15 protein-coding genes, 1 tRNA gene and 2 pseudogenes are annotated in these 17,176 nt (G+C 67.7%); 7 read left to right on the forward strand and 11 right to left on the reverse strand.

Features of this window, described 5'->3' with window-relative positions:
• Positions 1-189, forward strand: a pseudogene (locus ACPEES_RS19000) (IS1634 family transposase); the annotation flags it as partial.
• Between the two features lie 39 nt (positions 190-228).
• On the opposite strand, the gene ACPEES_RS19005 reads toward ACPEES_RS19000, so the two are convergent.
• The 8 genes and pseudogenes from ACPEES_RS19005 to ACPEES_RS19040 all read right to left on the reverse strand — a co-directional run bounded on the left by ACPEES_RS19005 (position 229) and on the right by ACPEES_RS19040 (position 7,622).
• On the reverse strand, positions 229-456 hold the full coding sequence (locus ACPEES_RS19005; RefSeq protein ID WP_435105212.1) for an SDR family NAD(P)-dependent oxidoreductase: 228 nt from the start codon (positions 454-456) through the stop codon (positions 229-231).
• Positions 381-770 (reverse strand): annotated as a pseudogene (locus ACPEES_RS19010) (SDR family NAD(P)-dependent oxidoreductase); the annotation flags it as partial. The pseudogene ACPEES_RS19010 and the gene ACPEES_RS19005, both read right to left, overlap by 76 nt.
• 4 nt (positions 771-774) lie before the next feature.
• Positions 775-1,599: an ABC transporter ATP-binding protein gene (locus tag ACPEES_RS19015; protein ID WP_435105179.1), complete on the reverse strand. Its 825-nt coding sequence runs from the start codon at positions 1,597-1,599 to the stop codon at positions 775-777.
• A gap of 4 nt (positions 1,600-1,603) precedes the next feature.
• The gene (locus ACPEES_RS19020; RefSeq protein WP_435105181.1) at positions 1,604-2,674 is read right to left on the reverse strand and encodes a FecCD family ABC transporter permease; all 1,071 of its coding nucleotides are present in this window, start codon (positions 2,672-2,674) and stop codon (positions 1,604-1,606) included.
• The gene (locus tag ACPEES_RS19025; RefSeq protein ID WP_435105182.1) at positions 2,671-3,693 is read right to left on the reverse strand and encodes a FecCD family ABC transporter permease; all 1,023 of its coding nucleotides are present in this window, start codon (positions 3,691-3,693) and stop codon (positions 2,671-2,673) included. Before ACPEES_RS19025 ends, ACPEES_RS19020 begins: the two co-directional genes overlap by 4 nt.
• Entirely contained in the window at positions 3,690-4,697 is a 1,008-nt protein-coding gene (locus tag ACPEES_RS19030) for an ABC transporter substrate-binding protein (protein WP_435105183.1), read from the reverse strand. Before ACPEES_RS19030 ends, ACPEES_RS19025 begins: the two co-directional genes overlap by 4 nt.
• Before the next feature lie 26 nt (positions 4,698-4,723).
• Complete coding sequence (locus ACPEES_RS19035) at positions 4,724-5,557, reverse strand: siderophore-interacting protein (RefSeq protein ID WP_435105184.1); 834 nt, start codon at positions 5,555-5,557, stop codon at positions 4,724-4,726.
• 115 nt (positions 5,558-5,672) lie between these two features.
• Positions 5,673-7,622: a TonB-dependent receptor domain-containing protein gene (locus ACPEES_RS19040; protein WP_435105214.1), complete on the reverse strand. Its 1,950-nt coding sequence runs from the start codon at positions 7,620-7,622 to the stop codon at positions 5,673-5,675.
• Between the two features lie 208 nt (positions 7,623-7,830).
• On the opposite strand from ACPEES_RS19040, the gene ACPEES_RS19045 reads away from it, so the two are divergent.
• The gene (locus ACPEES_RS19045; RefSeq protein WP_435105185.1) at positions 7,831-8,850 is read left to right on the forward strand and encodes a helix-turn-helix transcriptional regulator; all 1,020 of its coding nucleotides are present in this window, start codon (positions 7,831-7,833) and stop codon (positions 8,848-8,850) included.
• Between the two features lie 25 nt (positions 8,851-8,875).
• On the opposite strand, the gene ACPEES_RS19050 is transcribed toward ACPEES_RS19045, so the two are convergent.
• A complete protein-coding gene (locus ACPEES_RS19050; RefSeq protein WP_435105186.1) occupies positions 8,876-9,457 on the reverse strand; it encodes a gamma-glutamylcyclotransferase in 582 nt (193 codons plus the stop codon).
• A 503-nt stretch (positions 9,458-9,960) separates the two neighbouring features.
• Here ACPEES_RS19050 and ACPEES_RS19055 point away from each other — a divergent pair.
• Positions 9,961-10,932, forward strand: coding sequence for a sugar ABC transporter substrate-binding protein (locus ACPEES_RS19055; protein ID WP_435105188.1), 972 nt, complete (start codon positions 9,961-9,963; stop codon positions 10,930-10,932).
• Entirely contained in the window at positions 10,929-12,098 is a 1,170-nt protein-coding gene (locus ACPEES_RS19060; RefSeq protein ID WP_435105189.1) for an ABC transporter substrate-binding protein, read from the forward strand. The genes ACPEES_RS19055 and ACPEES_RS19060 overlap by 4 nt, the downstream gene beginning before the upstream one ends.
• A gap of 295 nt (positions 12,099-12,393) precedes the next feature.
• On the opposite strand, the gene ACPEES_RS19065 is transcribed toward ACPEES_RS19060, so the two are convergent.
• Positions 12,394-12,470, reverse strand: a tRNA-Arg gene (locus tag ACPEES_RS19065).
• A 226-nt stretch (positions 12,471-12,696) separates the two neighbouring features.
• Between ACPEES_RS19065 and ACPEES_RS19070 the strand changes: the two genes are divergently transcribed.
• On the forward strand, positions 12,697-13,206 hold the full coding sequence (locus ACPEES_RS19070) for a c-type cytochrome (RefSeq protein WP_435105190.1): 510 nt from the start codon (positions 12,697-12,699) through the stop codon (positions 13,204-13,206).
• A 495-nt stretch (positions 13,207-13,701) separates the two neighbouring features.
• Here ACPEES_RS19070 and ACPEES_RS19075 read toward each other — a convergent pair whose 3' ends face one another.
• Positions 13,702-15,681: a monovalent cation:proton antiporter-2 (CPA2) family protein gene (locus ACPEES_RS19075; protein WP_435105191.1), complete on the reverse strand. Its 1,980-nt coding sequence runs from the start codon at positions 15,679-15,681 to the stop codon at positions 13,702-13,704.
• Between the two features lie 320 nt (positions 15,682-16,001).
• On the opposite strand from ACPEES_RS19075, the gene ACPEES_RS19080 reads away from it, so the two are divergent.
• Both ACPEES_RS19080 and ACPEES_RS19085 read left to right on the forward strand, forming a co-directional pair.
• Positions 16,002-16,835, forward strand: a complete 834-nt coding sequence (locus tag ACPEES_RS19080; protein WP_435105192.1) for an urease accessory protein UreD — start codon at positions 16,002-16,004, stop codon at positions 16,833-16,835.
• A complete protein-coding gene (locus ACPEES_RS19085) occupies positions 16,835-17,137 on the forward strand; it encodes an urease subunit gamma (protein ID WP_435105193.1) in 303 nt (100 codons plus the stop codon). Before ACPEES_RS19080 ends, ACPEES_RS19085 begins: the two co-directional genes overlap by 1 nt.
• Positions 17,138-17,176: the final 39 nt, after the last annotated feature.

Genomic DNA, 17,176 nt, shown 5'->3' on the forward strand with positions numbered 1-17,176 from the left:
TTGCGCCACCGCCTCAAGACCGCCGGCAGCGATACCTCGCCGGAGCGGCTGCTGCGCAGCCTGCGCAAGATCCAGCGTCATACCGTCCATATCGCGGGCCGCGCCCACGAGGGTGTGACCCACCCCAACGCCGAGCAACTGGAGCTGTTCAACACGGTCGGCATCGACGCACCAAAACGGCCTTGCTGAGCCTGTTGTAACACGATCGGATCATCCGATATCGGAAAATCAACAAGTTACGCCGATAACTGTGGAACTCCGGAGGCATCGGGTCATCTGGGTGACGGCGGCCTTGGACGCCGCATAGGCGCCCATGCCGACGCGCGGCGTGGCCGCGGCGTTGGAGCTGACGGTGACGATGGCCCCCCCCCCCGCCGGCGCGCCGCCATGCGCCGGCCGACGGCACGGGAGACGTTGAAAGTGCCGGTGGTGTTTACGGCCAGCGTTCGTGCCCAGTCATCGTCGCTGCAGTCGAGCAGCGATCCGGGGTGCAATACCCCGGCGACGTTGGCCAGATAGTCTGCTGGCCCCAGTTCGGTCTCCAGCTCAGCCACGGCCGCTTCCACCGCCCTAGCCTCGGAGATGTCCACGGCCGCTCACCGAACATTGCCGCCGCCGGCAGTCAGCTCGGCGCCGATCGCTCGTAGCCCCTCATGCTGGCGATCCAGAAGTCCCACGGCGCAGCCGCGCCGTGCCAGCGTTCGCGCTACCGCCGCGCCAATGCCCTGCGCCGCGCCGGTAACCACGGCGGTGCCCGTCATCGTCTCCATCGGCTCAATGCTCCTTCAGTGCCCGTGTCACGGCCGCATCCAGCGGGCCGTAGCTGCTGAGCGCATCCGGCACCACCACCGGCCGTCCCGAACGCGGCGAGATCAGTACCTCGGCCTCCACGCCATAGAGCTGCCGGATCAGCGCCGGGTTCATTACCTGCCGGGGGCTGCCGTCGGCCACCAGCCGGCCGTCATTCATGGCGAGCAGCCGGTCGGCGAAGCGCATCGCCGCGTTGACGTCGTGGACGACCATGACGACGGTCCGGCCGGTGCCCGCCAGCTTGCGCACGAGCTGCAGCACCTCCAGCTGATGACCCATGTCCAGCATGCTGGTGGGTTCGTCCAGCAGCATCAGCGGCGACTGTTGGGCCAGCGCCATGGCCAGCCAGCAGCGCTGGCGCTGGCCGCCGGAGAGCCGGTCTACCCGTCGGTCGGCGAGACCGGTGGTTCCGGTGGCCGCCAGGGCGTGGGCCACCGCCTGCTCGTCCGCCGGCGACCATTGCCGGAAAAGCCCCTGGTGCGGATGGCGGCCGAAGCGCACCAGGCCGGCCACGGTCATGGCTTCGGGGAGCTCCGGCTGCTGCGGCAGTAGGGACAGTCGCCGGGCCACTTGCCGCGGACGCAGCCGCCAGACGTCGTCGCCGCCGACCCGGACCCGACCGGCAACGGGCCGGTGTAACCGGGCGATACTCCGCAGCAGGGTGGATTTGCCGCAGCCGTTGGGGCCGACGATGGCCACCACCTCGCCGGGCTCGATGATGGCGTTCACGTCCGCCACGGCCACGTGGCCCGGATACGTGCTGGTGAGGGCCTCGATGCTTAGTACCACGGCTTCATTCGCCTCCACGCCCTTCGGTCAGAAGTATCCACAGCAGGAACGGCCCGCCAAAGATGCTCGCCACGGCCCCGGCGGGGATCTCCACCGGCGCGGCCACGACCCGGCCCAGGGTATCGGCCAGCAGAACCAGCATCGCGCCGACCAGGGCGGCGGACAGGGTGGGCACCCGCCCGGGCCCTTCCAGCTTGCGGGCGATGATCGGCGAGGCCAGGGCCAACAACCCCACCGGCCCACCCACCGGCCCGCCGATGCCCACGGCCAGGCCTGACAGCGCCACGGCGAGGGCGAAGGCCTGTAGTTGGCAGCGGCCGACGTCCAGTCCCAGGGTGGCGGCATTGGGCAGGCTGAGCTGGAGCAGTGTCAGGCCCCGGCCGAGAACCAGCGCCAGCAGCACCAGGGCCAGCATTGCGCCGGCCAGGACTGGCGTCACCGCCTCGCCGCGACCCACCAGGCTGCCGATGCTCCAGGCATACACGGCGCTGGCATGCTGCAGGTTGGCCCAGGCCAGGCCCAGCTCCGTCAGCGCCCGCAGCGCCGCCGACAAGCCCAGGCCCACGATCAGTACCCGGTAGCCGCGCGAGCCCATCTGTCCGGCCAGTACCAGCAGGGCCGCGGCGGTGACCCCGGCGCCCAGCAACGCCACCCACCAGCCGCCCAGCGTGCCGCTGTCGGCGGCGATGATCATGAGCATCATGGCGAAAGTGGCGCCTTCGTTGATTCCGAGGATGGCTGTCGTGGCCAGGTGGTTGCGTGCCACCGTCTGCAGCAGGCAGCCGGCGGCACCCAGTCCGGCCCCGGCCAGCAGCCCGGCCCAGATCCGCGGCAGGCGGATGTCACGTACCAGCAGCTGCTGGACATCCGGTCCCTGGCCCGCCAGCGCCTGAAGGGCGCCAATCAGGCCCACCTGGCCGGGGCCGGCGGTCAGCGCCAGGATCACGCCTACCGCCAGGAGACCGGCCAGGCCCAGTAACACCAGCCGGGGGCGTAGCGGCAGCCGCAGGGATAGCGTCCCCAGGCGCCAGACGGGGGCGCCGGCGAAGCGGGGCCGGTACCAGGTCGTGCTCATGACCGTGACGCCCCCGCTCCTAGCGGACCGCGCCCGGCACGGACGATCCAGACCATGAACGGTGCGCCGATCAGCGCCACCAGGACGCTGGCCGGTGCCTCGAAGGGACGGACCACCACCCGGGCGGCAATGTCCGCCGCCAGTAAGATGGCGGCGCCGGCCAGGGCGGCCAGCAGGAACTGCCTTCGCAGTTCCGGACCGGCGACGGCCCGGCCGGCGTGGGCGGCCAGGAGACCCAGGAAGGCGATGGGTCCGGCCAGGGCCACGGCGCCACCGGCGGCCAGGGTCACCGCCGTTGCCACGCCCAGACGGACCAGGCCTGGCCGGTGCCCCAGGGCCCGGGCGCTGTCGTCACCCAACAGCAGCGCCGCCAGCGGGCGCAGCAGCACCAGCGACAGCGCCAGCGCCGCCGCCACCGCGGGCCAGACCTGCCAGACCAGTGCCCCGGACGTGCCGGAGAGCGTACCCATGGTCCAGTAGCGGAACTGGTCGTAGCTCTGCTGGTCCGCCAGCAGGATCGTGGCGCTGAGGCCGTGGAAGGTGGAGCCCAGCGCGACACCGGCCAGAATCAGCCGCAGCGGCGTGTTGCCGCCGCCGGCATGGCTAAGGGCCAGTACGCAGCCGCTACCCAGCAGTGCCCCGCCGAAGGCCCAGCCCAGGTAGGCGCAGCCCGTGGCCGCGCCCGTGAACGCGATGCCCACCACGACGGCCAGCGCCGCGCCGGCGTTGATGCCCAGCAGGCCCGTCTCCGCCAGCGGGTTGCGGGTCATGGCCTGGAGCAGGCAGCCGGCACCGCCCAGCGCCGTGCCCACCAGCAATGCCGCCAGCGTGCGCGGTAGTCGCAGGGACTGGATCACCGTCGCCGCCTGCGGATCGGTCCCGCCCAGCAGGTAGTCCAGGCTCTGCGCCGGGGTGACCGCTCCCGCCCCGGTGAGCAGGGAGACCAGGCATAGCAGTGCCGTGCCCGACATCAGGGCGGCCGGGAGCCAGACGAGGGGATCGCGGTGCGGTGCCGTCACCGGGGGGCCATCGCCTCCTCGACGTCCGCCAGTATGGCCAGGGCGCCCAGCGGTCCCCCCGGCCCCGTCCACAGGGAGCCATCGACGCTGACGACATGACCCGCCTGCACGGCGTTCAGGGCCTGGAAGGCCGGCATGTCCCGGGCCTGCTCCAGGGCGCGAACGGCCTCGCCGGCCGGCTGCAGGGTGCCGACGAAGATCCAGTCGGCGTCGATGCGTTCCAGGGCCTCCAGGCTCAGCGGTGGCGTGTGGGCGGTGCCCGGCTCCTGCTGGTGGTCGGGTCGGCGCAGGCCCGCGTCCCGGATGACGCGGCTCGCGAAGGCGTCACGTTGCATGTAGGCCGGGCCGCGTGGGTTCCAGCGCACGATGCTGACACTGGCGCCGGCGTGCTGGCCCAGGGCCGCCTCCACGGCCGTCGCCCGTTCGCGGTAACGGGCGAGGAATGCCTCGGCCTCCGCCTGGCGGTGCAGGGCCTCGGCCGCGCCCTGGAGCGCCTGGCGCCAGCTCTCGCCGATCTGATAGGTCACCACGGCGGGTGCGACCCGGCGCAGCTGGGCGATGAGCTGGGGATCGGGTACGCCGCCGGCGAGGATCAGATCGGGCTGCAGCTCGATGATCCGGCCCATGGACGGGTGCATGAACTGGCCGATCACCTCGACGGACGCCGCCCGCTCGCCGAGATAGCGCGGCGGGCCGGCCTGGCCGCGGCCTGCCACGGTGCCGACGGGTTCTACGCCCAGGGCCAGGGCGGCGTCCAGGTCCGGCTCGCTGAGCGTGATGACTCGTTGCGGGTCCTGCGGTACGGTCACCTGCTCGCCGCTGGCGTCGGTCAGGCTGCGCTCGGCGGCCCGGGCGCCGGCGGCGCCGAGGATGACCAGCGTCAGGGCCGCGAGCGTCCCGAACCCGAGGCGGAGGCCACGAAACGGACGTGAAATGGGCGCGGTATTCCCGGTGGTTCCCCGAAGCGTTCTGTTGATGGCTGCTGCCGAGATCCGGCAAGTCACGATGAGTTTCCCCCACATTTCGCGGCTCACGCCTCCGCGTCGAACGCGTCCATGATTCGGTGGCGCTCGGCGTGGTAACGCTCCTCGGAGAACTCGGCCTTCCAGTACGGAACCGCGTACATCTGCCGCCGCTGCAGGCCGGGGGACCGGCGCAGGCTGTTGCGGATATGTACCACGGCGGCGTTCTCCCCGGCGATCCAGGCGAAGCACTCCGCCCGCGGCCAATCCACCGCTTCCACGGCGTCGATGAGCTGGCGGTCCACGCCGGCCGGCTGCCGACGCACCAGCCAGCGGATAGGAATATCCGCCGCGTAGCCAGGTGCCTGGCAGTCCTCGTTCGTGGGGACCTCGACGATGGCCTGGCCGCGCGCGGTGGCGGACAGTTCCTCCAGGAGTGCGCTGATGGCGGGCAGGGCCGTGATGTCTCCGGCCAGCAGGTACCAGTCGGCGCTGCCGATCATCGGCTCCGGGCCGCCGGGGCCGGCGACGCCGATGCGCTGCCCCGGCGCGGCTCGCAGCGCCCAGGCCGAGGCGGGGCCCTGGTCGCCGTGGAGGACGAAGTCCACCTCCATCAAGCCGGTGGCGGGGTCGAGCCGGCGCACCGAGTAGGTCCGGGTGACCGGCCGCTGGTCCCGGGGCGGCCAGACGGGGCCGTCCGGGCCCAGGCGCGGCAGTACCGGCTCCGCCTGGCCGTCGCGGGGCAGGAAGATCTTGATGTGCGCGCCATTGCGGTTGGCGGGAAAGCCGGCCAGGTCCGGCCCGCCCAAGCCCACCCGCAGCACGTTGGGCGAGACCCGGTGCACCCACTGTACTTCTAGCAGGCGCGGTGGTGTGGCCTTGGCGTGACGGTTGCCGCTCATGCCGCATCTCCCCGGGGCTCGTGCCCGGCGGCGGTGCGGTCGGTCAATGCCAGCGTAAAGGTATTGCGCATCGCGTCACTCCCTGTGGCGGCGGACGAGTGGGACACCCACCGGGTCAGAACCGGTAGGCAGCGGTAAGCTTGACGTTGCGGCCGGGCTCGTAGTCGTTGAGCTCCAGCGGGCCGAACACCGGATGGACCGTGGTGCCGGTGCGCGAGGCGTGGGACGTGTAGTGCTCGTCGAGCAGGTTGTCCACGCCGAAGGTGACGGTGAGGCCGTCCAGGCTCCCGCGGGGAAGCCACTGCACGGAGACGTCGTGGGTGTCGTAGGCCGCTTTCGGGTCGGACCCGGTGGGCACCTCCGTCTCTTCGGCGACGTAGCGGGAGGTCCAGTTGAAGGCCAGGTCCAGGTCGGTGAAGAAGTAGTCGACGCTCAGGGTGGTGGTGTCGCCGACCTCCCGATCCAGCGGCTCGCCGGTGTCGTCGAACTCCGAGTCCTGCACGGCGTGGGTCAGCAGCAAGTTGAGATCGCCGATCCGGTACCGGAAGCTGGACTCGAACCCGCGGATCTCCACGTCGCCCACGTTCTGAAGCTGGCTCGCGCCGCCTCCTACCGCATTGCTCTCGATCTTGTCCTCGATGCGGGTACGGAAGACGGTGGCGCTGAAGGCGATGTCGTCGGCACCCAGCATGTCGGGCTGGGCCAGGCGTAGTCCCACTTCGTCGTTGCGACCGGTCTCCGGGCGGATGTCCGGGTTGGGCACGTACGCGCCTGACTCGTTGATGAACGCCTGGGCCAGCTCGGGCCCCTTGAACAGCTGGGTGCTACTCGCGAGCAGAGTCAGCGGCCGGATCACGCGATACTCGGCAGCTAGCGCGGCGGTCCAGTCGTCGTAGGTGCGTTCGGCGGTCTTGGAGTCCAGACGATAGCGCTCGTAGCGCACGCCCGGCGTTACGACGAAGGAGTCGGTAATGGCTACACGGTCTTCGAGGTAGGCGGCGCTGCTGAACGCCTCCTCTTCGACCAGGGTCCTGCCGTCCTCGCCGTAGGCGCTGCGTTCGCGGTTGGCGGTTGCCCCGTAGGTGAGCCGATGGCCCATGCCCGCCGCCTGCAACGGGGTTTGGGCGCGAGCGCGGGCCCCGTCGTTGACCAGCTCGCCATGTACCACCGGGCGGTCGATCTTGGTCTCGTCGCGCTCCAGCTCCAGGTCGTTGCGGTACACGGTGGCATCGACGAGCGTCCCCGTGTCGGCGTCGCGGGAGTAGTTTAGGGTGTAGCTCGTCCGGCCGAACTCGGTGGGATACTCCAGGTCGCTGTTGGGGATAGCCTCGTTGGTGGCGCGGCCCATGTCCGGGCGGTAGGTGTAATCGCCTTCATCCTGGTAAGTATCCACTGCCAGCTCCAGGCGGTTGGCGGAATCGACGTTCCACCCCGTCTTGACCATCGCGTTGTATATCTCACCGTCGTTGCCGATGGCCTCGATGCCGGCGCCGTCCTCGGGGTTGCCGCGGTCCGTGTAGTAGCCGTAGCCCATAACGTCGACACCGGCGCCCAGCCGGCCGTAGGCGGTGACCGATCCGCGGCGCTCGTCGTTGGTGAAGTAGGAGGCGGCAACTCGGGCGCCCGCCTCTGCGCCGTAGCGCAGCAGATCCGAGGGATCCTTGGTCTCGAACGCCACCGAGCCGCCGAGGCTGCTGTTGGCCACGGAGTTGCGACCGACCCGTAGGTCCACGGCTTTGAGGATGTCCGGGTTAATGAGCAGGTTGCCCATGTGGTGGTACATGAAGCCCGTCTGCCGGGCACCGTCGATGGCGATGTCCAGGTCCGTGTCGCCCAGGCCGCGGATGTTGATGCGTTGATTGGTGGAATGGGTGCCGCCTACTTCTACCCCTGGCTGGTCCCGCAGCAGGTCGCTGAGATGGTCCGGCTGGGCGATGCTGATCTCCCCATCGCCCAGGTACAGCGAGTCGCTGGATACGGTGGTACTCCACACCGGGATGGTCTCCAGGGTCACGGCCTCGCTGCTCTCGGCCCGAAGCGTCGGGCAGGCGGCCACGGCCAGCATCACGGCCAAGCTGCGCGGCGTGATCGGTTTTATTGATCGGGTGCTCACTAGGTAGGTATCGCTCGTCAGCAAATAGAAATGCGAATTGTTAGCGATTATAATAAGAAGTTTGCAGCGCCATCGTAAGGCGTCCGCGCTATGCGCCGCGCTCAATTCGTTATGCGTTTCGGGCCGGTTGAGACGTTGGGCCCCACAAGGAGTGCTCGCAATGCGGGATTCGGACACCTCGTTGCCCCTGGAATCCATCACCGCCCGGGCAGTGGGTGCGGTCGTAGGCCGGGTGGGCGCGCACTACTGGGTCGAGCGGCCCGGCCCGCGATCGGACCCGCATCTCATGGACGGCCGGATGCTGATGTGGCGATCGCCCACCGGCGTTATCGCTCACGCCAGCGACGGCCGGGAACTGCAGGATTCCACTGCCACCATCGAGGTGCCGCCGCGGCTGAACCTGATCATTCTCCTGGAGGGGAAATTGACCTTCTCGCTTGGCGGGCGGCAATTCCGCTTGGGGCCTGTGGCGTCGCCGGATGTGGCCCAATGCCAGGCCGTCGTCACCACCCGGCCGGAGGTGCTCAGCCGGCCGCTGCGGCGCGGGCGTGTCCTGCGCAAAGTGACTGTGGCCGTGGAGGGCGGCTGGCTGGCGAAACGGCTCTCGGATCTAGGCACAGATGTGGAGGCGGCCTCAGACACCCTGTTACGGCATCTGTCCGGCGTTTGCTGGGATGCGGACCGAGAGACCGTCGAGCTGGCCGAGGCACTGCTGAGTAACCAACATTCCGATGCCCTGCGCCGGCGGCTGCACCTGGAAAGCCGTGCCCTGGAGCTGGTGGCCGTCGCCCTGGAGCACCTGCAGCAGGGGCGTTCGCCGGAGCCGGCCGGGGCATCATCACCCGGACGCCGGGACCTGGGGCGACTCAACCGCGCACTGGATTTCGTGGAACGGGCCATGCCCCGCGACCCCGGGCTGGAGGAGACGGCGCGGCACGCCGGTCTGAGCGTCAGCACGCTGCAGCGTCACTTCAGGCGCGCCTACGGCCAGTCGTTCGTCCGCTACGTGCGCGGACGCCGTCTGGAGCGGGCGCGCGAGGCATTGTGGCGCAATGAAATGACGGTGGGCGAGGCCGCCTACGTCGCTGGCTACCGGCACGTATCCAACTTCGTGACGGCTTACCGGCGTATGTTCGGTTGTACGCCGGGGGCCGACGCTGGCGCTTGTGCGTCGCGGTAGGTGGCCCTCGAGAAGGAGAATTCCTCTATTTCCCTTCGAATGCCAGCAGCTGGCGCTCGAGGGCGAACACGTGCGGATCGTCCTCGTCCAGTTCGCGCAGCGCGTGGCTCAGGTTGAGCAGGTAGTCCCGGTTGGGGCCGCTGGGACCGGTCGCGAGCGCGATCTGCCGGGCGATTTCCGCCTCGGGAGCGGGGCCGAGAAAGGCGTCGTTCTCGGTCGTTGCGATGTACACGAGCCCTTCCGTGTGGCTGCCGTCGGCAAAGGTCATGTCCGTGGCGAACCTCAGATAGCCATTCTTCTCGCGGTAGTCCAGGTGCTCGAAGACCGCCGGCGTGATGCGGTAGGCCATGCCCTCGCAGACGGCGCCCTTCTCGCGAATCAGCGTTACCACCCTTCCCGGGGCCTCGGGCGTGCCCCGATGGTCGTGGGATCCCTGCCAGAATCGCCGCACCCAGCCCCGGATACTGGCCGGCCGGCGTGTGATGTACGGAAAGTCCGCCTTGAAGATCAGCGAGCCATAGCCGAACAACCAGACCTCGTCATGGTCATCGAACCGGCTCATGCGGCGATTGGCAGTGATGGTATTGGCGGCCACGGTGTCGCGCATAGGCTGGAGACGGATGGCTGAATTTGGAGTGGCGGAAGGCAACCCCCCGACATCTCTCCGGTAGACGCTACTGTACGTACTAGTCATGCCCTGTGTCAGCGAACCGTCGTTCCGGATGCCGGCGGTTGAACGGACCGGGTCGTCAGCGCTTTCGGGGCAAGGCGTTCCACGAATTTCCATTGGTGGAATGCCGTGGAACGAACGAGGCCGATCCCGTCGCTTCGTTCCAGGAAGGCGTCCAAAAAACCGGGCGATACACGACCAGGCGTGGGGCGTGACCCAATGTCATTACCGGTTCTGTTCCAAATTTATTCTATTGTATTCCAAGAATGGAACATTGATGCTTTTATAAAAAATTACGCATAATCAATGTGTTGATCAGGTTGCCGGAAGGCGGGGTATCATTCCGATAGCTGTTGACATCCCTGTGTAAACTGGTTTTATTGAAGAATCATACAAGAAATGTCGGGCGTCCGATGTTTATGGGGAGGGGGTGCTATTCCATGCTTCGCGCCTTTCGTATCGCTGCCGTATCATTGCTTTTCGTTACCGCGTTTTTATCGTTCGGTGGGGCGGCTTCCGCCGCCGGTGAACGCTTCGTGCTCGTCAGCCATGCACCGGACTCCGACGTGTGGTGGAACACCATCAAGACCGCCGTCCGCGAGGCGGGCGAGCATCTCGGCGTTAGCGTTGAATACCGCAATCCGCCCCGGGGGCGGCTGAAGACCATGGCGCGCCTGATCGAAGAGGCCGCTGCCGAGCGCCCGGACGGCATTGTTACCACCATCGCGGACTACGATGTGCTGGACGAGCCGATTCGGCGGGCAGTGGAAGCCGGCATTCCGGTAGTGACCATCAATTCGGGCACGGCGGAGCAGAGCGCCAGCCTGGGCGCAATGATGCACGTGGGGCAGCCGGAGCGGGACGCCGGCATCCGGGCGGGGGAGCGGTTGCGGGGGGTGGACAGCTTCCTCTGCGTCAACCACTACATCAGCAACCCTGCTTCGGTGGAGCGCTGCAAGGGCTTTGCCCGCGGTCTCGGCATCGACTTCGAGCCCCGGTACATGATCGATTCCGGCCAGGAGCCGGAGACGGTCGCCGCTCGCGTGCGCGCCCACCTGAAGGCGAATCCCGGCGTGGAAGCGGTACTGGCCCTGGGGCCGCTCTCTGCGCACCCGACGCTGAAAGTTCTGCGTGCTCTGAACGCCGGTGATCGGCCTCACATGGTGACCTTCGACCTCAGCCCGACTATCACTCAGGGGATCCGCGACGGCGTGATCGACTTCGCCATTGACCAGCAACCCTACCTGCAGGCGTACATCCCGGTATGGGTGCTGACCCTCCGCGCCCGCTACGGCCTCGATCCCGGCAACAACATCAACTCCGGCCCCGGTTTCGTAACGCGCGAGAACGTGGATCTCGTGGAGCGGCTGATCGCCGAATACCAGTCTCCGGAAGGGAGGAGCGGAGAATGAGCGGCCATCATGGAATCTTCGCCGGCATTCGCCGGCTCGTGTTGACCGTGGCGCTGGCGATATCGGCGCCGGCAGTCGCAGACTTCTCCGGGGGCGAGATACGCATTGCGCTCGTCACGGATTACTCCGGGATCTATTCGGATGCTCTGGGCGGCGGTGCGACCGTCGCGGCGGAGCTGGCCGTGGCGGAGCTCGGCGGCGAAGTGGCCGGCATACCCGTCGAGATCGAAATCGTGGACAGCGGTGACGAGGGTTTCGAGGCGGCGGCGCAAGCCCGGCGCCTGCACGAGACCGCGCCGTTGGATGCAATCGTCGGCCTGGCGGGCCACAATCCGGCGATTGCGTTGCAGCGGTTCGCCCGTGAGGCGGGGGTGGTCAGCATCAACACGGGCTCCACGTCCCCCGCGTTGACACAGCGCCATTGTTCGCCCCTCGGCTTCCACTGGATCTTCGACAGCGTCGCCGCCGGCGGCGCCCTGACCGGCACGCTGAGCGGCGCCGGTGATACCCGGCGCGTCATGTTCTTCTCCATTCCCCGGAAGGTCCAGTGGCAGACCCTGCGGAAACTGCGAACCCTGTCTCGCGTCGAGACCTTCGGCCGCCTCGACCATGATCTCGTGATCCCGGTCAACGGCGGCGAAGAGGTTCGCGAGGCGATTCGCTGGACGTATGAGTACGGGCTCATGGGGCCGGACGTCGCCACGGCCTTCGCCACCCAGCTATACCTCTCCGACGTCCGCGCCATCGGCCTCTACCACGCCCAGGGGCTGGTCATGGCGACGGAGTTCTACTGGAACGCCAGCGAACCGGCCCGGCGTTGGTCGGACGAATTCGCACGGCGCACCGGCTCGCGGCCGACCGCATTGCAGGCGGCCACCTACTCTGCCGTGCGGCACTACCTGCTGAGCGTCGCGGCCGCCGGCAAGGACGACTCGAAGGCGGTGGCCGCGGCGATGCGGGACCGGCCGGTAGATGACATTTACGTGGAAAACGGCCGGATACGCCGGGACGGCCGGCTGGTGCACGACTTGCTGATCGCCCGGGTCAAGCGCGCGAGCGACAGCGGTCAGCCCTGGGATTACCTGGATGTCGTCCAGCGAATCCCCGGCACCGAGGTGCTGAGTGGAGAACAGGATCAGCCCTGCCGACCTCGCCCGGACGCATAGCGAACGATGGTCCACTGGCGGTATTCCGGCAAGGGGTATCGCCGATGGTAACGCCGGCCCGGCGTTCATTGCCCCGGAGCGCCGGCTGTATCCGTTGGGAGTGTTCGACCTCGATGACGTCGTACCCATGGCGCGGCGAGTGGAAATTCCTGCAGCGTCGGTCTGAGGTTCTCGATGCCTCTCGCGCGGTGCACGTCCCGCTTCAAAGCCGTTGCGAGGCGATTACCGGGTCGAGGGTACGATGTCACACTGGATAGGCCAGGCGGGCCGAGGGACGGATAAGTGCCTGAAAAGATGGCGCGCCCGAGAGGATTCGAACCTCTGACCTTCGGCTCCGGAGGCCGACGCTCTATCCAGCTGAGCTACGGGCGCTTCGTGCGGCTCACCTGACGATGCCGTAACGGCAACTGTCAGGCGGCATAGGATAGCGCGGCTGTAGGGGTGTGTCCAAGCCCGATGAAGCGGTTCATGGTTCGCGCGAGTTTTCCACCAGGGGGATTATCGCTATACTCGGTGGCCGTTTCCGTCCAGGGGTCTTCGCCCCTTACCCGCAAGGCCGGCCCGGCCGGCGTCTGGCACCGAATCTCAGGGGGACGCGGTGAGTCGCGAGGAAGACAGAAAGTTCATTCGTAACTTCATGGCCGTCATCGGCGTGCTGGTTTTTGTAGCCGTGGCGCTGATCCTTATCTCCACCGGCTTGTACGAGGGCGAGAGCGAGGCGCGCAAGGAGCTCGCAGCGGAACGCGCGGCCCGGCACCTCGAGCCGGTGGGCAAGGTACGGCTGACTGGTGAGCCCGCGCCGGCGTCGACCGGTGGCGGCGAAGAGGCGGCCGCGGGTGGCGGTGGCGAACCGCGTTCGGGTGAGGAAGTTACCGGTGCGGTCTGCGCCGCCTGCCATGAGAGTGGTGCCATGAACGCGCCCAAGATCGGTGACGAGGCCGCCTGGGCCGACCGTGTCGACAAGGGGCTCGCCACTCTGGTGGATCATTCGGCCAACGGCTTCAATAACATGCCGCCGCAGAAGGGGCAGGCGTCGGAAGAAGAGATCCGCGCCGCGATTCTGTGGATGGTCGAGGATCAAAGCGGCGTCGAGGTTCCGCAGGGCTGATCGCGTCGGTCCGGGATGGTCGTTCGAACGAAGGGCCCCTTCGGGGGACTTTCGTTTGTGGCACGACACTCTGTTGACTCGTAGCCGTTTCGCTCGATTGATATGGCCTTGCCGCACCGGCGCTGAAGTCCGGTGACAATTGTCGGGCGGCGATCAAGCGCCAGTCCGCCACTGACTTAACTAATCCGATCATAGGTAATGCCACGTGTCAGAGCGCTTGTGCGATTCGGCTGCCAGGCGCGCGAGCGAAGGCGTGGCAAGGCTCACGTCGAGTGAGCGCAACGCCGCAGCCGGGCCGCACAAGCGCTCCCTTCGGGCGAGGCTGTCGGGCGCTCTCGCGGCGTTGCTCGTCGCTCATGTAGCGCTTGCTACACCACGCTCCTCGCGCCTTGCGAGAACGCCCGACAGCCTCGCTGACATGTGGCATTACCTATGATCGGATTAGTATTGCCTGCACTGGCGCCCGCCACGCGCGGAGCTCGGCAGGGGCGGGGGTCAACGTCCGCCACCGAGCAGAACGCCTTCGGCGCGCTCGAGGTTCTCCGGCGTGCCGTACAGCACCAGCACGTCGCCACCCATCAGCTGGGTGTCCGGCTCGGGCTGGGGGCCGCGAATACCACCGCGACGCACGGCCGTGACGGTTACACCGATTTCCTCCAGCGCGAGCTCGGCAAGCTGCTGTCCCACGGCGAAGGCCCCATCGGGGAGGGTGACTGCGTGCAGCTGCTCGCGAAAACGATCGGCCTTCTCCAGGTCGACGCGCTCCTCGCCATGGAAGTATCCCCGTAGCAGCCGGTAGCGATTGGAGCGCACATCGCGCACGTAGCGGAATACCCGCGAAAGCGGCACCTCCAGCAATGCCAGCGCATGGGAGGAGAGCATGAGGCTCGCTTCCAGGATTTCGGGCACGATCGCCGTCGCGCCCGCGGCCTGAAAGCGCTCCAGCCAGCGATCGTCGCGCGTGCGTACGACCACCGGGACATCCGCGCGCGCCGCCCGTGCGTGCTCCAGCACTTTTAGCGTGGCAGGCGGGTCGTCGTAGCTGATGACGATCATGCGCGCGCGTGCCAGGCCCGCTGCGGCGAGGATTTCCTGCCGGGCGGAGTCCCCGAACTGTACCGGTTCGCCGGCGGCCTGGGCTTCGCGCACGCGTGCCGGGTCCAGGTCGAGCGCGAGGAAGGGAATACCCTCCTCCTCGAGGAATCGCGCCACGTTCTGGCCCGTGCGCCCGTAACCGCAGATGATCACGTGGTTGCCGAACGCGTTGGCGTGTTCGCTGATCTCGCGTTCGGTCACCGAGCCTTGGGAGGAGTGGCCTGTCTGGATCAGGGTGTGCGCAATCGCCTCGTTGTGCCGTACGAGCAGTGGCGTTAGCACCATGCTGAGCACGATGGCCGCCAGGGTGATCTGGCTCGCTACCGGGTCGATGACATCGCTGGTGAGCGCCAGCGATAGCAGCGCGAAGCCGAATTCTCCGCCTTCAGCGAGGATTATCGCCGTGCGCAGAGCCACCCGTGGCTCGTTGCGTCCGAGGCGTGCGAGCGCATAAATCACGCCTGTCTTGAGGAGCATTACCCCGGTCATTACCGCGATCACGGCGTACCAGTACTGCGTGAGCACCTGGAGGTCGAGCAGCATCCCGATGGTGACGAAGAAAAGCCCCAGCAGAACGTCACGGAACGGCCGGATATCGGCTTCTATCTGATGGCGGTACTCCGATTCGCCGAGCATGATGCCGGCGAGGAAGGCGCCGAGCGCCAGCGACAGGTCGGCAAGGTGGGTGACCCATGCAGCCACGAGGGCCACGAGCAGCACGGCCAGCGTGAACAGTTCGTTGGAACGGGCGGCGGCGACTTCGTGAAACAGCGGGCGTAGCACCCACCGGCCCATCGCCAGCATCAGAGCGAATACGGCGATGCCTTTCGCCATGGCCAAGGCCAGGGCCAGGGCAATGCCGTTGCCCGTGGTCTCCCCGAGCAGCGGGATCAGAATCAGCAGCGGCACCACGGCCAGGTCCTGAAACAGCAATACGCCCACCGCCCGGCGACCGTGCCGGGTGTGGATCTCGAGTTGCTCGGTGAGCTGCTTGATCACGATTGCTGTCGACGAGAGGGCGAGCGCGCCGCCGAGCACCACCGAGCCGCCGGGGGAGACGTCCAGCAGCCAAGCAGCCGTGGCGAGTATCGCCAGGGAGACCAGCACCTGTGCCCCACCGAGCCCGAATACCGTCCAGCGCATGGCTTTGAGCTGGGGCAGGGAGAACTCTAGGCCGATGGTGAACAGCAGGAACACGACCCCGAACTCGGCGAGCACTCTCACGTTCTCGCCATCGCCGATCAGGCCGGTCACCGATGGGCCCAGGACGATGCCTACCGCGAGATAGCCGAGAATGGGCGGCATGCTCATGCGGCGGAACACCGCCACCACGATGACCGAGCTGGCCAGGAGGATGAGAATGTCCTCGAAGATCGGCAAACGTCGCCTCCTCTTTGAACGTTGGCGTTGTGCGTCGCGAAGCGGCCTCTTGCCTTTGGCCCCGCACCCGGTCTTCGATTCTAACCTCCCAGTGGGATCGCGACAGGCATTCGCGACTGCACGGAAGTGGTGCGTTTTGGACCATTCTGGGGCCTCCCGTCGGTGCACTCCTCCGGCTCCCGGCGACGACGTCTCGCTCAGCAGGCTGGCACAACGTTTGCTATTGCGTTGAGAAGCGGATGTCGTCGTCGAAGGAGTGTTGTCATGGCGTCGTATACCTGCCGCGTCATCGGGTCGTTGGCGGCAGCCGGCCTCGCAAGGTGAGTGCGGTTGCCGGTGATGCGGACATCGGCTGGCGGGCTGGGTTGTCCCTGCGCTTTGCGCGTCGCGGCGAACGCACGGTACCGGTTCACCGTGCCCACTACGGGCCGCTGCGCGTGCAGCGCGCTTTCCATCCCGAGGCGTCGGTGTGCCACAGCTACATTCTCCATCCCCCCGGGGGCGTCGTCGGCGGTGATTGCCTCGAGACCGAGGTTGCCGTGAGTGATGGGGCGCACGCACTGATCACCACGCCGGGCGCGAGCAAGTTCTATCGCAGCGCCGGACCGTGCGCCCGACAACACCAGTCGCTGCGCGTCGCCGAGGGTGGCGCGCTCGAGTGGCTGCCGCAGGAGCAGATCGTCTTCGATGGCGCCGACGTGTCGAGCACGCTCGATGTGGTGTTGGAGAAGGGGGCGCGCTTCATCGGCTGGGACGTGCTGTGTCTGGGCCGTCCCGCCGCTGCCGCGGCGTTCCACACGGGCTGTTTCGACGCTCGCCTGAGTGTCTCTCGGGACGCGCACCCCGTGCTCCACGAGCGAAGCCGCTATGCCGGCGGTAGCGAGCTGGTCAACGCCCCCTGGGGGCTCGGTGGCGCCGACACGGTGGCGGTGATGGTCGCCTCCGGTGCCGGTGACAGTGATGTGAGCGCGGTCCGCGAGCAACTCGGTGACGCCGCCAATGCCGGCGTGACCCGCCTGGACGATCTATTGGTGCTCCGCTGGCTCGGCCACGGCGCCGAACGTGCTTTCGCCACGCTGCGGCCGGTGTGGCGGACGCTGCGACCGCGGCTGCTGGATCTGCCTGCCTGTGAGCCACGTATCTGGAGGACTTGATGGAGCTCACTCCACGAGAGAAGGACAAGCTGCTGCTCGCAACGGCAGCCATGGTTGCCGAGCGACGGCTAAAGCGCGGCGTGCGCCTGAATTACCCCGAAGCGATGGCGTATATCGCCGATGCCATCGTCGAGGGCGCCCGTGACGGGCGAACCGTCGCCGAGATGATGACCCTCGGCACGCAGTTGCTCACGCGGGAGCAGGTGATGGACGGCGTCCCCGAGATGCTCCGAGAGGTGCAGGTAGAGGCGACATTCCCGGACGGCACCAAGCTGGTCACTGTCCACGACCCGATTCCGTAGCGATGGAACGGCTCGCACGTCATCGCATCCAGGACACAT

The organism is Arhodomonas sp. AD133 (assembly GCF_051195215.1).
Taxonomy (GTDB): domain Bacteria; phylum Pseudomonadota; class Gammaproteobacteria; order Nitrococcales; family Nitrococcaceae; genus Arhodomonas.